Source organism: Streptomyces sp. NPDC086835 (genome assembly GCF_044745705.1).
In the GTDB taxonomy this organism is placed as follows: domain Bacteria; phylum Actinomycetota; class Actinomycetes; order Streptomycetales; family Streptomycetaceae; genus Streptomyces.
The window spans coordinates 39,536-57,755 of sequence record NZ_JBIVAU010000011.1 but is presented as its reverse complement, the minus strand read 5'-3'; the positions used below and the strand labels follow the sequence as shown (position 1 = coordinate 57,755).

Below are 18,220 nucleotides of genomic sequence, written 5' to 3'. Positions count from 1 at the left end.
GACGACGATGACCGACGCGAACGGCACCGAGCACGGCGGGCCCGCCGTACCGCAGACCCGCACGGCCCGCCACCGCCGGATCGTGGACATCCTCAACCGGCAGCCGGTGCGCTCCCAGAGCCAGTTGGCGAAACTCCTCGCGGACAACGGACTGCACGTCACGCAGGCGACGCTCTCCCGCGACCTCGACGAACTGGGCGCGGTGAAGATCCGCAACACCGGCGGCGAGCTCATCTACGCGGTGCCCAGCGAGGGCGGCTTCCGCACCCCGCAGGCCCCGCTGGGCGAGTCCGCGAAGGAGGAGCGCATGCGGCGCCTCTCCGGCGAACTGCTGATCTCGGCGGAGGCGTCGGCGAACCTCGTGGTCCTGCGCACACCGCCGGGCGCGGCGCAGTTCCTCGCGTCGGCCATCGACCAGGCGGAACTGCACGATGTGCTCGGCACGATCGCGGGGGACGACACGCTGATGCTGATCAGCCGCGATCCGGCGGGTGGGCAGGCGCTGGCGGACCACATGCTGCGGTTGGCGCAGAACGACCGCTAGGCCCCTGCGGGGTCGTTTCCCCAGCCCCCTACGGCCTGGCGGCCGTGGGGGCCCCACACCGGGCTCCGCCCGGCCCGGCACCGCGCTGCGCGCGGTGGTCACGGGGGCTCGGCCCAGCCCCCCGTGCCTCACCCCTCTGCGCCCCTGGCGGGCGTGGGAGGGGCCCCACACCGCGCTCGGCCCGGGCCCGGCACCGTGCTGCGCGCGGTGGTTACGGGGGCTCGGCCCAGCCCCCCGTGCCTCACCCCTCTGCGCCCCTGGCGGGCGTGGGAGGGGCCCCACACCGGGCTCCGCCCGGGCCCCACACCGGGCTCCGCCCGGGCCCCACACCGGGCTCCGCCCGGGCCCCACACCGGGCTCCGCCCGGGCCCGGCACCGCGCTGCGCGCGGTGGGCTCCGCCCCAGCCCCCCGTGCCTCACCCCTCTGCGCCCCTGGCGGGCGTGGGAGGGTCATCTCACCGCGCTCGGCCCGGGCCCGGCACCGTGCTGCGCGCGGTGGTCACGGGGGCTCCGCCCCCGGACCCCCGCGCCTCGAACTCCCCCTACGCCCTGGCGGGCGTGGGAGGGACCTCCAGCGGGGGCTGGGAATGCCCCCGGTGGCGTAGGCCGGAGCCGCCGGCAGGGCTGGAGCCGCCGGCAGGGCTGAAGTTGCCCGGCAAGCCGGAGTGCCTTCGCCGACGGGCTGAAGTGCCGCGCAGGGCATTTCGGCCCATCCGGCGTTGGAGGGCACCGCGCGAAGCGCGGTACGGGGTCCGGGGCTTGCCCCGCCACGCGGCGGAGCCGCATCGGTGCAGCGGAGGGGCGGGGCAGGGGAGCGGCCCGCCGCAGGCGCCACGCACACGCACCCGCAGCCGACGCCCCCCGCTCAGTCCGTGCGGGCCGGCAGTGGCAGCGGCAGGGCCGGGAGGCCGTCCAGGCTCACGCCGATGTGTTCCTTCTTCTCGCAGTACGCCGCGAACTCCTCGTCCGACTTCCGCCCGAAGTACTCGGCGTGCTGCGTCCGTTCCTCCCGGTAGTCCATGAACGGCACGGCGAAGCCGCAGACCTGGCTGATGCGGCGGGCGTGGACGACGATGATCGCGCGGGCGGCCGGGCCGTCGGCGTCCTTGAAGTGGCCGATCAGTCCGGCCCAGCGCGGATCGTCACGGAAGACCGCCTCGCCCTGGCCGTGCACCCGCACCACCTGCGGCGGCCCGGAGAACGCGCACCACATCAGGGTGATCCGCCCGTTCCCCTCCTCCCGCACATGCGCGATCGTCTCGGCGCCGCTGCCGCCGAAGTCGAGGTACGCGAGCGTCATTTCGTCGAGGACGACGAGCGTGCCGCTGCGCCCCTTGGGCGACAGATTGACGTGCCCGTCACCGGCCAGCGGCGCGGTCGCCGTGAAGAAGACCGGCTGCTGTTCGATGAAGTCCCGGAGCCGGCCCTCGATGCGTTCATACGTTTTCCCCATGAGAGGGATTATCGACCCCGCGACTCCGTGATCCCGCCACAACCGGCCCTCGGCCGGGCTCCGCGCCGGAGTCGTCAGGCGCGCGTGAGGCCGGTCCGCGTGCGCGTCACCGCCATGACCTCGTCGCTGAACAGGTGCGCGCACCGCCGGAGCAGCCGGTCCACCTCCGCGTCACCCGGCGGGATCTCGTACATCCAGGTCCGCTGCCGCACCGAGGACTCCGCAGTGCGCCGCAACTTGGGGTCGGCATCCGCCAACAGGGCCACGGAGGCGCGGAGTTGGACGAGGCCGCCTTGTTCCCGCAGCAGCCGGAACGCGGCCCGGCGTGTGGGGGTGGGCCACCGTGGCGACAGCCGCTCGGTGAGCCGGTCCGCGCAGAGCCGGCGTGCGTACGGGAGCAGCGCCCGTGCCGCCTCGCGGGCGACGGCCGCCGCCGGGTCGTCCACCAGCGGGAGCACGGTCTCGACGGACGCCGATTCGAGCAGTCGCAGTCCCGCCACGGCCTGTGCCCGCACGCCGTCGGCGGGATGCGTCAGCAGCGGACGGAGCAGTGCGGCGTCCTCCCGACGGCCGCACTCCGCGAGTCCGGTGACGGCGTAAGGCGCAACGGTGCCGAGAGTTCCGCACAGCTCGAGGTAACTGGCGTGCGGATCTCCGCCGTCCTGGCTGATGACCCACCGGGCGCAGGCGCGTACCAGTCCCGACCGGTCGGCGAGGTGGTTCACCGCTTCCTGCGCCCGCCCCGCCCGCCGCAGCGCCGTGGCCCCGGCCGACCGTACGAACGGCATGCGCCCGCCGAGCAGGCGGTCGACGGCGCGGTCGTCGGATCCGTCGGCCGCCATCGCGGCGAGCACCGCGTCCGACCACAGCCGCGCCAGGACCGGATCCGGATCGTCGGCGGCGTGGCGCGCCATGGCCCGCACGTCCAGTAGCCCGTGGTCGAGCATGATCCGTGCGGCGAGGCGCCGCGTCGCGCTGTCCCGCGTGTCCCGAAGGAGACTCGGCGCCAGCTTCGGAACGGCGCGCAGCGCCTTGTCGAAGAGGTCGTGCGCCCAGGCGCCCTCCTCGCGGCGGCCCAGACGCAGCACCAGCGGTGTGAGTGCGCGCAGGGTCTGCTCCGGTCCGCTCCGCAGCCGCTCCGTGAGCAGTGCGCGGGCGCGCAGCCGCACCGGCTCCGCCCAGTCGGTGCAGCGCACGACGACGAGATGCCAGAAGGCGGGCGTGCGGGGTCCGGTGACGAGCGCGTCCTCACGGACCCGGCCGTCCGGGTGGCACAGGGCGGTCTCCGGCCGCTTCCGCGGGTCGTACTCCTCCCACCCGTACCGTCCGAAGGTCCGGGTCGCCTGGTCCAGGGCCGTCCAGCAGGCCGGGTCGTCGAAGTCCAGCACCTGGCTCGCCGTGCGCCCCTCCAGCAGAAGCCTCACGGCATCCCTGGCCGCCGCGTCGTTCCACCGCTTGCCCATGCCCCGCACCCCTCCCGCGCCTTGTGGACGCGGCCCACCCTAGGAGCGGAGGAAAGGCGCCGACCAGCGGGTTTCCGTGTCGATTGACAAACCATACGGAGGACTGCATAGTTATACCCATCAGCGTATGCACCGTAAGGAGAAACCCGTGACCGAGCGCGTCGTACTCGCCTACTCGGGCGGCCTGGACACCTCCGTCGCCATCGGCTGGATCGCCGAGGAGACGGGCGCCGAGGTCATCGCCGTTGCCGTGGACGTCGGCCAGGGCGGCGAGGACCTGGACGTCATCCGCAAGCGCGCGCTCGCCTGCGGTGCGGTGGAGGCCGAGGTGGCCGACGCCAAGGACGAGTTCGCCGAGGAGTACTGCCTCCCCGCGATCAAGGCCAACGCCCTCTACATGGACCGCTACCCGCTGGTCTCCGCCCTCTCCCGGCCGACGATCGTCAAGCACCTCGTCGCCGCCGCCAAGAAGCACGGCGCCACCACCGTCGCCCACGGCTGCACCGGCAAGGGCAACGACCAGGTGCGGTTCGAGGCCGGCATCGTCGCCCTCGCGCCCGAGCTGAAGTGCATCGCCCCGGTCCGTGACTACGCGATGACCCGGGACAAGGCGATCGCCTTCTGCGAGGAGAAGCAGCTCCCGATCGCCACCACCAAGAAGTCTCCGTACTCCATCGACCAGAACGTCTTCGGGCGGGCCGTCGAGACCGGCTTCCTGGAGGACATCTGGAACGCGCCGATCGAGGACATCTACGAGTACACCTCGAACCCGGCCGAGCAGCGCGAGGCCGACGAGGTCGTCATCTCCTTCAAGGCCGGCGTCCCGGTCGCCATCGACGGCAAGCCCGTCACCGTCCTCCAGGCCATCCAGCAGCTCAACGAGCGGGCCGGCGCCCAGGGCATCGGCCGGATCGACATGGTCGAGGACCGACTCGTCGGCATCAAGTCCCGCGAGGTGTACGAGGCCCCCGGTGCCATCGCGCTGATCACCGCGCACCAGGAGCTGGAGAACGTCACCGTCGAGCGCGAGCTCGCCCGGTACAAGCGGCAGGTCGAGCAGCGCTGGGGCGAGCTGGTCTACGACGGCCTGTGGTTCTCCCCGCTCAAGCGCGCCCTGGACGGCTTCATCAACGAGGCCAACCAGCACGTCACCGGCGACATCCGGATGACCCTGCACGGCGGCCGGGCCGTCGTCACCGGCCGGAAGTCCGACGAGTCGCTGTACGACTTCAACCTCGCCACCTACGACTCGGGCGACACGTTCGACCAGTCGAAGGCGCAGGGCTTCATCGAGATCTTCGGCCTGTCGCAGAAGATCGCCGCCAAGCGGGACCTGGCGTAAGGCGCCTGCGTCGAACAGTGCGCCTCCTCGTCGCGGCGGGGAGGCGTCTTCACACCCTCATCCAAGGAGCTCGAGCTGTGAGCAGCAACAACGGTGACGTCCGGCTCTGGGGCGGCCGCTTCGCCGACGGTCCGGCAGAGGCGCTGGCGAAGCTGTCCGCGTCCGTGCACTTCGACTGGCGGCTCGCGCCGTACGACATCGCCGGCTCCCGTGCCCACGCCCGCGTCCTGAAGAAGGCGGGTCTGCTCACCGACGACGAGCTGACGCGGATGCTCGACGGACTCGACCGGCTCGAGGCCGACGTGGCGTCCGGCGACTTCACCGGCACCATCGCCGACGAGGACGTCCACACCGCCCTCGAGCGCGGCCTGCTCGAGCGTCTCGGCCCCGATCTCGGCGGCAAGCTCCGCGCCGGCCGGTCCCGCAACGACCAGGTCGCCACGCTCTTCCGGATGTACCTGCGCGATCACGCCCGGATCATCGGCGGCCTGATCGCCGACCTCCAGGACGCCCTCGTCGGCCTGGCCGAGGCCCACCCGGACGTGGCCATGCCCGGCCGTACGCACCTCCAGCACGCGCAGCCGGTCCTCTTCGCCCACCACGTCCTGGCGCACGTCCAGTCGCTGTCCCGGGACGCCGAGCGGCTGCGCCAGTGGGACACCCGGACGGCCGTCTCCCCGTACGGCTCCGGTGCTCTGGCCGGTTCCTCCCTCGGACTCGACCCGGAGGCGGTCGCCGCCGACCTCGGCTTCGAGCGCGGCTCGGCCGGCAACTCCATCGACGGCACCGCGTCGCGGGACTTCGTCGCCGAGTTCGCCTTCATCACCGCGATGATCGGCGTGAACCTCTCGCGCATCGCCGAAGAGATCATCATCTGGAACACGAAGGAGTTCTCCTTCGTGACGCTGCACGACGCCTTCTCCACCGGCTCGTCGATCATGCCGCAGAAGAAGAACCCGGACATCGCGGAGCTGGCGCGCGGCAAGTCCGGCCGGCTCATCGGCAACCTGACCGGGCTGCTCGCCACGCTCAAGGCCCTCCCCCTCGCGTACAACCGCGACCTCCAGGAGGACAAGGAGCCCGTCTTCGACTCCTGCGACACGCTCGAGGTCCTGCTTCCCGCCTTCACGGGCATGATGGCCACGCTCACCGTCAACCGCGAGCGGATGGAGGAGCTCGCCCCGGCCGGCTTCTCGCTCGCCACGGACATCGCCGAGTGGCTGGTCAAGCAGGGCGTGCCGTTCCGCGTCGCGCACGAGGTCGCGGGCGAGTGCGTCAAGGAGTGCGAGCAGCTGGGCATCGAGCTGGACCAGCTGACGGACGAGCAGTTCGCCAAGATCTCCGAGCACCTCACGCCCGAGGTCCGTACCGTGCTGAACGTGCCCGGCGCGCTGGCCTCCCGCAACAGCCGCGGTGGCACTGCCCCTTCGGCGGTCGCCACCCAGCTCAACGAGGTGAAGGCCGACCTGGTGATACAGCACGCCTGGGCCACGGCCAAGCAGTAGCGCGCCGCCGCCACGGCGCCGCCGCCCCCTGCCGGCGCATCGACGCCGGACCGGTCGCCCCGGTCCGGCGTCGATGCGCTTTCGTCCGGCCGGCGTCAGGAGCTCGTGAGGACGACGAGCTGCCGGGTCGCCCGGGTCATCGCGACATAGCGGTCGACCGCTCCTTCGATGCCCTCGCCGAACTCCTCCGGGTCGACGAGGACGACCAGGTCGAACTCGAGCCCCTTCGACAGCTCCGGGGTCAGCGATCGAACGCGGGACGTCGAAGGGAGCGAGCCCTCTTCGACGTCTCCGGCGCCGATGACGCAGGCGATCCCCTCGGCATGCTCGGCGAGCCAGTGGTCGAGGACCGCCTCCAGCTCCGAGGCGGATCCGTGGACGACGGGGACGCCGCTGCCGCGGATGGACGTCGGCACGTTGGCGTCGGGGAGCGCGGCCCGGATCACCGGCTCGGCTTCCGCCATGATCTCTTCCGGCGTCCGGTAGTTGACGTTCAGCGACGCCAGGGTGATCCGGTCCAGCCCGACCCGCTCGAGCCGTTCCTGCCACGACTCCGTGAACCCGTGCCTGGCCTGGGCACGGTCCCCGACGATGGTGAAGCTCCGGGACGGGCACCGCAGCAGCAGCATCTGCCACTCGGCGTCGGTGAGTTCCTGGGCCTCGTCCACGACGACGTGCGCGAACGGACCGGCGAGCAGGTCCGGTTCGACGGTGGGCAGTTCGGACTCGTCGACCAGGCTGACCTTGGCGTCCTCGCCGCGCAGCATCGTCACCAGGCCTTCGCCGTCGTCACCGTCGGCGCCGGAGTCGGCCGCGGCCTGGATCAGGTTGTCGACGACCTGCTCCGTGCGCTCACGCTGGGCGGCGAGGACGGCCTCGTGCCGACGCCTGCGCCGCGACTCCTCCGGGTCGCCGAGCCGCTGCCGTGCGGCGTCCAGGAGCGGCAGGTCGGACACCGTCCAGGCATGGGGTTCCTCGCGCTGCAGCTTGTGGACGTCGTCGCGGCCGAGCCAGGGCGCGCACATCCGCAGGTAGGCGGGCACCGACCACAGGTCTCCGACGAGGTCGGCCGCTTCGAGCAGCGGCCACGCGCGGTCGAAGGCCGTGATCAGCTCCCTGTTCCCCCGCAGCGACTTGCGGAGCAGTTCGGGCGGGACGTCGTCCGCGTCGTCCTCGCCGTGCTTGTCCACCAGGATCGTCAGCAGCTCCTCCAGCACCTGGTCGCGTGCCTCGTTGTGCGGCGTACCCGGCTCCGCCGCTTCGAACGCCGCGGCCCAGTCGTGGGCGCTCAGCCGGATGTCGGACCAGTGCGTCGTGACCGTCATGCCCTTGGCGGGCGGCTCCTCGTAGAAGGCGACGGCCTTCTCGATCGCGTGCACCAGGTCCGCGGACGACTTCAGGCGGGCCACCTCCGGGTCGGCCTCGACCTTCGCCACGGCCCCTTCGGCGACGAGGTCACGCAGGGTGCAGGTCTGCACTCCCTCCTCTCCGAGGCTGGGGAGGACGTCGGCGACGTAGCTCAGGTATGGCCGGCTCGGACCGACGAACAGCACGCCGCCCCGGCGGTGACCGAGGCGAGGGTCGGAGTACAGCAGGTAGGCGGAGCGGTGCAGAGCGACGACGGTCTTCCCCGTACCCGGGCCGCCGTCGACGACGAGAGCGCCGCGGGACCCCGCGCGGATGACGGCGTCCTGGTCCGCCTGGATGGTGCCGAGCACGTCCCGCATCCGCGGCGACCGGTTGCTGCCCAGGCTGGCGATGAAGGCGGACTGGTCGTCGAGCGCGGCGTGCCCGGCGAACCCGTCAGCCGTGAACACCTCGTCCCAGTAGTCGCTGATCCGGCCGCGGGTCCAGCGGTATCTGCGGCGGCTCGCCAGACCCATCGGGTCGGCGTGGGTGGCTCCGAAGAACGGCTCGGCCGCGGGGGAGCGCCAGTCGAGCAGCAGCCGGCGGCCCGCGCTGTCCTTGAGGCCGAGTCGTCCGACGTACACGGGCTCGGAGTCGTCCGCGCCGACCATGCGCCCGAGGCACAGGTCCAGCCCGAAGCGGCGCAGTGCGCGCAGGCGAGCGGTCAGCCGGTGGATCTCCATGTCACGGTCCATCGCCTGCCGGCCGGTGCCGCCGGGCGCCCTGCGCTCGGCGTCGAGGCGGTCGGTCAGTTCGGCGATCGACTCCTCCAGGCACTTCGCGACGGCCGCGAAGTGCTGCTCGTCGCCCGCGATCAGCGTCGGGTCGGCCTTGGGGGAGAGACGGTCGGGAAGGTCGAAGGCGCTGATGGTCAGGGGGTTCACGTCATTGGCTCCGATGTGAGGCCGCGTGCAGTCATTGCGCGCAGAAAGGCGTCCGGACCGGCGTGACGAACCTGGTGGCCATGGCGGCGACGGCCATGAGGGCCACGTTCCCAGGTGTTCGTGTTCCGGTTCCTGGCTCGGCGATCGCGTGATGTTCACGCGGACATGGGCGGCCTTTCCTGGCCGGCCGTATCGAGCAGCAGCTTCGCGGCCACCGTCGCCCCGTCGGTGCGGACCATGCCGGCCACGGCCCTCGCCCGGTCGCGGGTCCCGGGCGCCAGGGCTGTCCTGAGCGCGGCCGACAGGGACTCGAAGGTCGGGGTCGGACCGTCGTGCGCCGCGCCGATGCCGAGTTCGGCCACCCGGCCCGCCCAGTACGGCTGGTCCACCGCCTGAGGCACCACCACCTGGGGTGCGCCGGAACGGGTGGCCGTCGTCGTGGTGCCCGCGCCACCGTGGTGGACGACGGCGGCCACCCGGCCGAACAGGGCCTGGTGGTTGACCTCGCCCACGGCGAAGCAGTCGTCCTGGTCGTCGATCAGTGCCAGGTCGGCCCAGCCGCCGGAGACGAGTACGCGGCGGCCCTGCGCGCGGACCGCCTCGACGGCCACGCGGGCGGCGTCCGGCGAGCCGTGCAGGGGCATGCTGCCGAAGCCCACGTACACCGGCGGTTCGCCCGCGTCGAGGAACGCCGCCAACGGGTCCGGGAGCGGGCGTTCGTCGGGCAGGAACCACGCGCCGGTCTGCACCACGTCGAGGTCCGACGGCTCCAGCCACGGGTCCAGGACCGGGTCCGTCGCCAGCCACGGGCGGTCGCCGATGACGTAGTCGCGGACGTGGTCCACCGGCGGCAGACCGATCGACGCCCGCTTGGTGTTGAGCGCCTCACCGAACAGCACGTCGATGCTCTGCGCGTCCATGTCCCACAGCACCTGGTTGTCGGTCACGTCCGGCGGGAACGGCCTGCCCGCGTACGCCGGCGGCGAGTGGTGCGGCGAGGGCAGGGTGAGCTGCTGGAAGGTCACGGACACGGAGCGGATGCCCAGTTTCTCGGCCACCGACAGCGCGCCGGCCGCCGCCGGCATCGGGCCCGTCGCCACCAACACGTCACATCCCTCGGCAGCCGCGGGAATCGCGTCGAACTGGCCGGCGATCACCGCGGCCGCGCGCTGGGGCAGGGACGAGGGCGGCGGCGCGGCCTTCGTCAGCGCGCGGGCCGACGGGCCGACCGGCACCAGCGGCACACCCACATCGGCCAGCCGCTGCGCGAAGTCCTCGTCCGGCGGCGCGCACACGCGCACCTCCGCGCCGTGTTCCCGTAGCCGCACCGCGAGTCCCACCAGCGGTTCGACGTCACCGCGCGACCCGTACGTCGACAACAACACTCGCATTTCGTGACTCTCGCTTCCGCAGATTCCGGCTCAGGCCGGAGATTCTGCGGCACGACGGGGGCCTTGCCGCAAGCCCCCCAGTGCGCTATACCTTGAGAGTGGCAAGGAGTGGGCACAGCCCCCTTGCCCTTTTTCGTACCTCCGGACGGACCGCCCTACGGCGCAGATCCGGTCGCGGGGGATCCGTCGCCGGAGCCGGTCAGTCGATCCGCTCGCAGATGTTCGTCGTCGATCCGTGGGCCATGGTGACCTTCTTGTAGCCGGACGAGCTGATGTCCATGGTGTAGACGCCGTCCACGACGTACAGGCCCCGGTCGAGATTGCCGGCGCCCTCGCCGACCCCCACCAGCACCGGGCCGAGCACCGACCAGAACTGGGAGCCGTCGGCGCGGTGGTCGACGAGGGCTGCGCCGCTGACGTCCGCGTCGTAGGAGTCACCCGTCTCCTTGTTGGTGACCCGCACGATCAGGTCGCCTTTGTAGGCGACCAGTTTCGGCCTTCCGTCGGGGTGGGTGTCCAGCACCCGCCGGACCACCTCGTCCACGACGGGCTCGCCGTGGACGGGGAAGTCGCAGCGCAGGCCCGCCGCGACGTCCCACGGCGCGGACGGCGCCGGCTCCCAGCCGGCATTGACGTCGACTGGCCGCGTGGCGGGCCCGGCGGCGGACGCGGGGGCGGTGCCCATGAGCGTGGTCGCGGCAACTGCCGCCAGAGCAATGGCGGTTCGTCGCATGGTGACTCCCTGAAGAAGAGGTCGGCCGGGACATGACGGGCCGAGAAGGATCGGACCGGGAAGCCGTCCCGCTGTCCGCCCCAGCCTGGCCCCGCCGTCTGACCACGCACTCACCACCGCTGTGCACCGCCGCGCCCGCCGATTAGGCTCGCGGCTGCCATGGAATTCCAGCTGCTGGGTCCGTTCGAGGCCCGTCACGAGGGAGACCGGGTCCTGGTGGGCAGCCGCCGCCAGGAGCGCTGCCTGCTGTCGATCCTTCTGCTGGACGCGGGCCGGGTCGTGACCACCGGCCGCCTCATCGAGCTGCTGTGGGACGGCGACGCGCCCGCGTCCGCGCGGGGCACCGTCCACACGTACATCGGCCGGCTGCGCGCCCGGCTGGGCCCGTACGGGGTGCGCGTCGAGACCCGTCACGACGGTTACGTCCTCGACCCGGGCGTCCACGCGGTCGACGCCCACGAGTTCACGGCCCTCGCCCGCCGCGCCGGGGTCGTCGCCGAGCCGGCTCAGCGGGTGCGCCTGTACGACCGGGCCCTCGCGCTGTGGCGGGGACCCCTCCTCGCCGACGTCGCGGACGACGGACTGCGTGAGCGGCTCGGCGGGTCGCTCGCCGAACTCCGGATGTCCGCGCTGGAGCAGCGGGCGGAGGCCCAGTTGGAGCTCGGTACGCACGACAGGGTCGTCATCGACCTGACGCCGCTCGCCCGTGAGCATCCCGGCAGGGAACGGCTCGTCGCCGCGCAGATGACCGCCCTGTACCGGAGCGGCCGGCAGGCCGACGCGCTCGAGCTGTACCGCGCCACCCGCAAGGCGCTGGTGACCGGCTTGGGCATCGAGCCCGGCGCCGGGCTGAAGACCCTGCACGACCGGATGCTGCACGGCGATCCCCGGCTGCACCGCCCGCCCGTACCCCTTTACGCGGTACGGGTCGACGAGGAGTGGCTGCCCTGGACCACCAGCGGCCATCCCGCGCTCGAGTTCTGCAACACCTACGCCGGCTGGGGCGGGCCGGGCCTGCCGGGATCGGAATGGCTGCGCACGTACCGCACGCTCGCCGTCTGGGCCGGGCACCTGGACCTCGCCGAGGACCGGCTGGTGACCGGGCTGATCGAGCGGGCGCGGCAGCGGCCCGAGGAGGCCGCGGCCGTTCTCGAGGAGGCGCGGGAGTTGCGTACACAGCTGTACGCCGCTCTGACCGGTCCCGACGACGTGAGGGCGTTCAGGGCGGTGGCGGGAGTCGCCGAGGACGCCGCGAAGGCGTCGGCGTTCGTCCGCGGCGAGGACGGTCTCGGCCGCTGGCGGCTGTCCCCGTCCGCCGGTCTACGGCTGCCCGTGCTCGCCGTGGCCCGCAGCGCCGCCGAGCTTCTGGCGGACCCGGGGAGATTCACCCTCCGTGCCTGTCCGGGCCCCGACCGCGGCTGGCTGTTCAGGGACGAGAGCGGCCGGCGCAGATGGTGCAGCCTCGGGACCTGCGGAAAAGAGACGCTGGCGTACTGAATGAGACATTGATGTCTCACATGGTCTATGGTTGTCCCATGGCCATGGATCGAGACCACGTGCTGCGCGCCGCCGCCGCCCTCCTCGCCCGGAAATCGACCGCCACGATGGACGAGGTCGCCCGGGCCGCGGGCATCGGCCGCGCGACCCTGCACCGTCACTTCGCCGGCCGGGACGCGCTCGTCAGGGCCCTGGAACAGCTCGGCATCCAGGAGTTCGAGGCGGCGATCGACCGGGCCCGACTCGACCAGGACGGCGCCGGCGAGGCCCTGCGCCGGCTGATCAGCGAGCTGCAGCCGGCCGCGGACCTGCTGGCCTTCCTCTACACCGAGAACCAGCTCTTCGAGGGCGACGAGATCAACGAGGGCTGGGCCCGCCTCGACGCCCGCGTCTCCGACCTGTTCCGGCGCGGCCAGAACGAGGGCGAGTTCCGCATCGATCTGACACCGGCCTGGCTGACCGAGGCGCTCTATGCCCTCATCGGCTCCTGCGCCTGGGCCGTCATGGACGGCCGCGTCGCCAAGAAGGACTTCCAGCACATGACCGCCGAGCTGCTGCTCGGCGGAGCACTACGGAGAGTGGATCAATGAGCAGCACCGTCCAGCCCACGACCGGGACGGACGAGACCGTGTACCGCCCCGGCCGCTGGCTGGCCCTCGCGGTCCTGGTCCTCGCCGTCCTCCTGGTGGCCGTCGACGCCACCGTCCTCGGCCTCGCCACCCCGTTCCTCAGCGAGGACCTGGCGCCGACCGGCACCCAGCTGCTGTGGATCGGCGACGTCTACTCGTTCGTCATCGCCGGCCTGCTCGTCTCGATGGGCAGCCTCGGCGACCGCATCGGCCGCAAGAAGCTGCTGCTGAGCGGAGCCGTCGCCTTCGGCGCCGTCTCGGTGCTCAACGCGTACGCCACCAGCCCGGAGATGATGATCCTCGCGCGGGCGCTGCTCGGCGTGGCCGGCGCGACCCTGATGCCCTCCACGCTGGCGCTGATCCGCAACATCTTCCACGACCCCAGGGAACGAAGCTTCGCCATCGGCATCTGGGGCGCCACCGCGTCCGCGGGTGCGGCAGTGGGCCCCGTCGTCGGCGGCCTGCTGCTGGAGCACTTCTGGTGGGGCTCCGTCTTCCTGATCAACCTGCCCGTGATGGCGGTTCTCGTCGTCGTCGGCGTCAAGCTCCTGCCGGAGTCGAAGAACCCGGTCACCGGCCCCTGGGACCTGCTCAGCGTGGCGTTGTCCCTCGTCGGCATGGTCGCTGTCGTCTACGCCGTCAAGGAGGCCGCCACCCACGGGGCGAGCTGGGAAGCGGGCGTGGCAGCGCTCGTCGGCGCCGCCGGCCTGTACGGCTTCTACCGCCGGCAGCTCACGCTGAGCGCGCCCCTGCTCGACATGCGGCTGTTCCGGCACCGCGGGTTCTCGGGCGCGGTGCTCGCCGACCTGCTGACCATCCTCGGCCTGTCGGGTCTCGTGTTCTTCCTGTCCCAGTTCCTGCAACTGGTCCAGGGTCGCGCACCGTTCGAGGCGGGACTCGCCGAACTGCCCGCCGCGATCGGTGCGGTGGCGACCGGGCTGGTCGCGGGCAAGGTGGCCCGCCGGTTCTCGGTACGGTCCGTCGTCGCCGGCGGCCTGGCCGCCGTCGGGCTCTCCCTCGCCGTGCTGACGATGCTCACCGGGTCGACCGGCTACCCGCTGCTCGGCGCGGCGCTGCTGATCGTCGGCGCGGGAGCGGGCTTCTCGTTCACGGTCACCGCGGACGTGATCCTCTCCAGCGTTCCCAAGGAACAGGCCGGAGCCGCCTCCGCGGTGTCGGAGACGGCGTACGAGCTGGGCGCGGCGCTCGGCATCGCGCTGCTGGGCTCGATCGTCACCGGCGTCTACCGCGGATTCACCGCGCCGGACGGTACGCCGACGGACGTGGCCGCGGCCGCCCACGAGTCGCTCGGCGGCGCGGTGGAGGCCTCGGCCTCCCTCCCGCCGGCCCGCGCGGAAGCCCTGGTCACGGCGGCGCAGGAGGCGTTCACCGAGGGCCTGCGGATGGCGGCCGGCGTGGGAGCGGTCGTGCTCCTGACCACCGCCGTGGTGGCGTGGTTCCTGCTGCGCGGTCAGAAGCTGGCGGAGGACGTCGAGCACTGAGGGGGCAACGCAGGCGGGGCCAAAGTTGCCTGGCAACTCCGGCCCCGCCTGCGTTCGAGGTGTGGGGGTACGGGGCGTAGCCCTCGAAACACCCGCGCAGCGGCTTACGCCGCCTTCGCCTTGGTCGCGTACATGTCGACGTACTCCTGGCCCGACAGCCGCATGACCTCCGACATCACCGAGTCCGTCACCGCCCGCAGCACATAGCGGTCACGGTCCATCCCCTCGTAGCGCGAGAACTCCATCGGCTTGCCGAAGCGGAGCGTGACCCGGCCCGGCCGGGGCAGGCCCGCGCCGCCGGGCTGGAGCTTGTCGGTGCCGATGACGGCGAAGGGGACCACCGGCGCGCCGGTCATCAGGGTGAGGCGCGCGATGCCGGTACGGCCGCGGTAGAGGCGGCCGTCGGGGGAGCGGGTGCCCTCGGGGTAGATGCCGAAGATCTTGCCCTCCTCCAGCACCCGGCGGCCGGTCATCAGCGCGGCCACACCGCCGTTGGCGCCGTCCCGGTCGACCGGGATCATGCCGCAGCCGGTGAAGAACCAGGCCATGGCGCGGCCCTTGAGGCCCTTGCCCGTGACGTACTCGTCCTTGCCGATGAAGTACACCGGGCGGTCGCAGACCAGCGGCAGGATCATGGAGTCGATGAAGGTGAGATGGTTCCCGGCGAGAATCACGGCACCCGTCCCGGGGATGTTCTCCGCCCCTTCCACACGCGGGCGGAACATCAGGCGCAGGATCGGCCCGAGCACTGCCTTGATGAGCGTCAAGCGGGACAACGGGTCCTCCGGTGTCATGGGACGGGCGGTTATGGCCGGTGAAGTCTTTGCAGGTGAGGACGATACTCGCGGGTCACCCTCGATCGCACATCGGGTTCACCGAGGAGATACGCAGTGTTGACGTGTGTTTCCACCGTGTTCGTGCAGGGTCTGCCGCAGGTAAGAGGTAACTGCCTACCATCGGGCGTCCTTTGGCAGGTGCGGGACATCACACGCGGTACATCACATGGAGGAACGTTTCATGACACAGGGTGCGAGCAGCAGTCCGGCGCGTCGCAGCGTGCTGGGAGCCGCGGTCCTCACCACCGCGGCACTCGGGGTCGGCGCGGGCGCGGCGCAGGCGGGTGAGCGCGCCGGCGGTGTCCGCCCGTCCGGGAGGGACCGGGGCGGCCTGCCCGTTCCCACGGTGATCGCCCACCGAGGCGCCAGCGGATACCGGCCCGAGCACACCCTCGGCGCGTACCAGTTCGCCCTCGACATGGGTGCGCACGTCATCGAGCAGGACCTGGTGCCCACGAAGGACGGGCACCTTGTATGCCGTCACGAGAACGACATCACGGGCACGACCGATGTCGCCGCGCACCCCGAGTTCGCCTCTCGCCGGACCACCAAGTCGGTCGACGGCGTCAGCCTCACCGGCTGGTTCACCGAGGACTTCACGCTGGCCGAGCTGAAGACGCTGCGCGCCAAGGAGCGGATCCCGGGCACCCGCCAGGAGAACACCCTCTACGACGGACGCTGGACCGTGCCCACCTTCGAGGAGGTGCTGCAGTGGGCCGAGAAGGAGGGCCGCCGCCGCGGCCGCCCGGTGTGGCTCTACGTCGAGACCAAGCACCCCACCTATTTCCGGAGCATCGGTCTCGGCCTGGAGGAGCGGCTGGCGAAGCTGCTGCGCCGGTACGGGCGGCACCGCGCGAACTCCCCGACGTTCCTCCAGTCCTTCGAGCCGACGAGCATGGAGCGCATGGCCCGCCTGGTCGGCACTCCGCGTGTCGTCCTGCTGTGGACCCCGGACGACCGCCCGTGGGACTTCCGCGAGTCGGGCGACCCGCGGACGGTGGCCGATCTGGTCGAGCCGGACGGCCTGGACTGGATCGCGGGCTTCGCCCAGGGAATCGGCCCGCTGCTGGACCTCGTCATCCCCAAGGACGCGAACGGCCGGCTCACCGAGCCCACGACGCTGGTGCGGGACGCCCACGCGCGGGGCCTGGTCCTGCACCCGTACACGATGCGCAACGAGAACACCTTCCTGCCCGCCGACTTCCGGCGCGGCACCGACCCGAACGCCTACGGCGACGTCTTCGGGGCGTACAAGGCGTACTTCGCGACGGGCATCGACGGTATCTTCACGGACAACCCGGACACCGGCCTGCTGGCCGCGGCCGACTTCACCGCCTGACACCGGCCGTCCTGAGACGTCAACCTCCCGCGTCCCGAGCATGCCCGGGAGGTTGACGCCCTGTCACGGGCGGAGCCTGGGAAAGGGGTGCCGACGGCGCCCCGTACGGGTGATCGCGCCCCGGCCGGGCAACCACCACCGGGCCCCGGGCCGTCCCGCCCGGCATGACCGTTCTCGAAGAGACCCCCGGCTCCGGACAGGTCGTCGGCGCGCTCAAGGCGCTGGTGAGCGCGGAGGCGACGGCGGAAGCGCCCGGCGCCGCCATGGAAGCCGGCGACCTCGAACAGGCCGTGTGGGTGCGGCTCCTGGAGCGCCTCGGCGACGGTGGCCCGCCGCCCGACGCCGCCCGCTGGGTCAGGGCGGCCGTACGCGCGGAGGCCCGCCGCGCCCGCCGGACGGCCGCACGCGAACTCCCTTACCGCCACGAGCCCTCCGCCGACCCCGCGGGCGGTCCCGAGCGCGCCGCGCTGCTGGGCGAGCTGCGTCGGGTGCTGCGCGCCGCCGTTGCCCGCACCCCGGGGAACTGCCCCCGTCTGCTGACTGCGATGTTGTCGCCGCACGACCCCACCTACCGGGAAATCGCAGGGACGTTGGGTATCTCACAAGGAAGTCTGGGGCCGATGCGTTCCCGTTGCCTGGGATGTCTGCGCAGAATGCTGGCGGCAGAGGTTGCAGCTCCTGAACATCGGGGAAAGGAGCGGTAGACAACCGGCGGTGACAGGTGAGCGGGAGGCGTGCGCACATGGGCATGAGCGTGACCATCTCGGCGGCGGCGGAGACCGACGCGGAGCACATCCTCAAGCTGCAGTATCTGTGCTATCAGACCGAGGCCGAGCTCTACGGCGACTACGGCATCGAGCCCCTGACCCAGTCGCTCGCCGACCTCCGCGCCGAGATCACCCAGGGACCGGCGCTCGTCGCCAGGCTGGGTGACGAGGTGGTCGCCTCCGTGCGCGCCAGCATCGACGCCACCGGCACGGCCCGTATCGCCAAGCTCATCGTCCACCCGCGGATGCAGCGCCACGGACTGGGCGGCAGGCTGCTCGACGCGATCGAAGCGCGCTTCGCCGGGGACCCGGCCGCCAAGCGGTTCCAGCTGTTCACCGGCCACCGCAGCGAGAGCAATCTGCGGCTGTACCGCAGCAGGGGATACCTCCCGGTCTCCCGCGAGGAGGTCGGCCCGCGGCTGACGCTGGTCACCCTGGAGAAGGAGACCTCCGCCGGCGCGTACGTCGCCAGCGCCTGACGGCTTTCGGGCCGCTGCGTACCGCTCGGCGTCAGCCGCGCGCGCGGCGCAGCCAGAGCATCCCGGTGACCGGAAGCAGTACCGGGATGAAGACGTAGCCCATCCCGTACTCGGACCACACGGTCGAGTCGGGGAACGCCGACGGGTCGAGGACCGTCCACGTCCCGACGATCAGGACGCCCGCCAGCTCGGCGGCGCAGCACACCAGCGCCGCCTTGCGGGCCGTCTCGCCGCCCCGCACCAGCGTGTAGGTGATGAACGCGTACACCACGGCGGCGACGGCCGAGAGCACATGAGCGAGCGGTGCGCTGCCGAAGTCGGTGAGGATCTGGTAGACGGAGCGGGACACGGCGCCGACGGACATCACGCCGTAGAGCCAGACCAGCAGCAGCCCGGGGCCCGCGACCAGCTTCGCGGGACTCTTCGCGTCCGTGGTGGGTCCGGCCATC

Annotated in this window: 16 protein-coding genes; 9 read left to right on the top strand and 7 right to left on the bottom strand. The window is 72.1% G+C overall.

Annotation, left to right across the window (positions count from 1 at the left end; all coding sequences use genetic code 11):
- Window positions 1-7 precede the first annotated feature (7 nt).
- Window positions 8-544 (top strand): arginine repressor, encoded by a 537-nt coding sequence (locus ACIPJI_RS29810; RefSeq protein WP_307705459.1) that lies wholly within the window; start codon window positions 8-10, stop codon window positions 542-544.
- 865 nt (window positions 545-1,409) lie between these two features.
- Here ACIPJI_RS29810 and ACIPJI_RS29805 read toward each other — a convergent pair.
- Both ACIPJI_RS29805 and ACIPJI_RS29800 read right to left on the bottom strand, forming a co-directional pair.
- The gene (locus ACIPJI_RS29805; RefSeq protein WP_307705458.1) at window positions 1,410-1,997 is read right to left on the bottom strand and encodes a pyridoxamine 5'-phosphate oxidase family protein; all 588 of its coding nucleotides are present in this window, start codon (window positions 1,995-1,997) and stop codon (window positions 1,410-1,412) included.
- A 74-nt stretch (window positions 1,998-2,071) separates the two neighbouring features.
- Window positions 2,072-3,460 (bottom strand): hypothetical protein, encoded by a 1,389-nt coding sequence (locus ACIPJI_RS29800; protein WP_402249868.1) that lies wholly within the window; start codon window positions 3,458-3,460, stop codon window positions 2,072-2,074.
- Between the two features lie 148 nt (window positions 3,461-3,608).
- Here ACIPJI_RS29800 and ACIPJI_RS29795 point away from each other — a divergent pair, with 148 nt between their 5' ends.
- Entirely contained in the window at window positions 3,609-4,802 is a 1,194-nt protein-coding gene (locus tag ACIPJI_RS29795) for an argininosuccinate synthase (RefSeq protein WP_037775206.1), read from the top strand.
- 77 nt (window positions 4,803-4,879) lie between these two features.
- Window positions 4,880-6,307 carry an argininosuccinate lyase gene (gene argH / locus ACIPJI_RS29790; RefSeq protein WP_307705456.1) on the top strand — a complete coding sequence of 476 codons (1,428 nt, stop codon included), beginning with the start codon at window positions 4,880-4,882 and terminating at the stop codon, window positions 6,305-6,307.
- A gap of 95 nt (window positions 6,308-6,402) precedes the next feature.
- Here argH and helR read toward each other — a convergent pair whose 3' ends face one another.
- From helR to ACIPJI_RS29775, 3 genes are all read right to left on the bottom strand, one after another.
- Window positions 6,403-8,598 carry an RNA polymerase recycling motor ATPase HelR gene (gene helR / locus ACIPJI_RS29785; protein WP_402249866.1) on the bottom strand — a complete coding sequence of 732 codons (2,196 nt, stop codon included), beginning with the start codon at window positions 8,596-8,598 and terminating at the stop codon, window positions 6,403-6,405.
- A gap of 155 nt (window positions 8,599-8,753) precedes the next feature.
- On the bottom strand, window positions 8,754-9,989 hold the full coding sequence (locus tag ACIPJI_RS29780) for a glycosyltransferase (RefSeq protein WP_402249865.1): 1,236 nt from the start codon (window positions 9,987-9,989) through the stop codon (window positions 8,754-8,756).
- Window positions 9,990-10,188: 199 nt separating this feature from the next.
- Window positions 10,189-10,722: a hypothetical protein gene (locus ACIPJI_RS29775; protein WP_402249863.1), complete on the bottom strand. Its 534-nt coding sequence runs from the start codon at window positions 10,720-10,722 to the stop codon at window positions 10,189-10,191.
- 159 nt (window positions 10,723-10,881) lie between these two features.
- Here ACIPJI_RS29775 and ACIPJI_RS29770 point away from each other — a divergent pair, with 159 nt between their 5' ends.
- Genes ACIPJI_RS29770 through ACIPJI_RS29760 form a run of 3 tightly spaced genes read left to right on the top strand, consistent with a single transcriptional unit; the run spans window position 10,882 to window position 14,350 of the window.
- Complete coding sequence (locus ACIPJI_RS29770; protein ID WP_402249861.1) at window positions 10,882-12,219, top strand: BTAD domain-containing putative transcriptional regulator; 1,338 nt, start codon at window positions 10,882-10,884, stop codon at window positions 12,217-12,219.
- 38 nt (window positions 12,220-12,257) lie between these two features.
- Window positions 12,258-12,809: a TetR/AcrR family transcriptional regulator gene (locus tag ACIPJI_RS29765; RefSeq protein ID WP_307705451.1), complete on the top strand. Its 552-nt coding sequence runs from the start codon at window positions 12,258-12,260 to the stop codon at window positions 12,807-12,809.
- Complete coding sequence (locus tag ACIPJI_RS29760; RefSeq protein WP_307705450.1) at window positions 12,806-14,350, top strand: MFS transporter; 1,545 nt, start codon at window positions 12,806-12,808, stop codon at window positions 14,348-14,350. The genes ACIPJI_RS29765 and ACIPJI_RS29760 overlap by 4 nt, the downstream gene beginning before the upstream one ends.
- Before the next feature lie 104 nt (window positions 14,351-14,454).
- On the opposite strand, the gene ACIPJI_RS29755 is transcribed toward ACIPJI_RS29760, so the two are convergent.
- Window positions 14,455-15,117, bottom strand: a complete 663-nt coding sequence (locus ACIPJI_RS29755) for a lysophospholipid acyltransferase family protein (protein WP_402249858.1) — start codon at window positions 15,115-15,117, stop codon at window positions 14,455-14,457.
- A 250-nt stretch (window positions 15,118-15,367) separates the two neighbouring features.
- Between ACIPJI_RS29755 and ACIPJI_RS29750 the strand changes: the two genes are divergently transcribed.
- The 3 genes from ACIPJI_RS29750 to ACIPJI_RS29740 all read left to right on the top strand — a co-directional run bounded on the left by ACIPJI_RS29750 (window position 15,368) and on the right by ACIPJI_RS29740 (window position 17,771).
- Window positions 15,368-16,525 carry a glycerophosphodiester phosphodiesterase gene (locus ACIPJI_RS29750; protein WP_402249856.1) on the top strand — a complete coding sequence of 386 codons (1,158 nt, stop codon included), beginning with the start codon at window positions 15,368-15,370 and terminating at the stop codon, window positions 16,523-16,525.
- Window positions 16,526-16,689: 164 nt separating this feature from the next.
- Window positions 16,690-17,229, top strand: a complete 540-nt coding sequence (locus ACIPJI_RS29745; RefSeq protein ID WP_356621215.1) for a sigma-70 family RNA polymerase sigma factor — start codon at window positions 16,690-16,692, stop codon at window positions 17,227-17,229.
- Between the two features lie 38 nt (window positions 17,230-17,267).
- Window positions 17,268-17,771 (top strand): GNAT family N-acetyltransferase, encoded by a 504-nt coding sequence (locus tag ACIPJI_RS29740; RefSeq protein ID WP_307705446.1) that lies wholly within the window; start codon window positions 17,268-17,270, stop codon window positions 17,769-17,771.
- Window positions 17,772-17,802: 31 nt separating this feature from the next.
- Here ACIPJI_RS29740 and ACIPJI_RS29735 read toward each other — a convergent pair whose 3' ends face one another.
- Window positions 17,803-18,219, bottom strand: coding sequence for a hypothetical protein (locus ACIPJI_RS29735; RefSeq protein WP_356621217.1), 417 nt, complete (start codon window positions 18,217-18,219; stop codon window positions 17,803-17,805).
- Window position 18,220 lies beyond the last annotated feature (1 nt).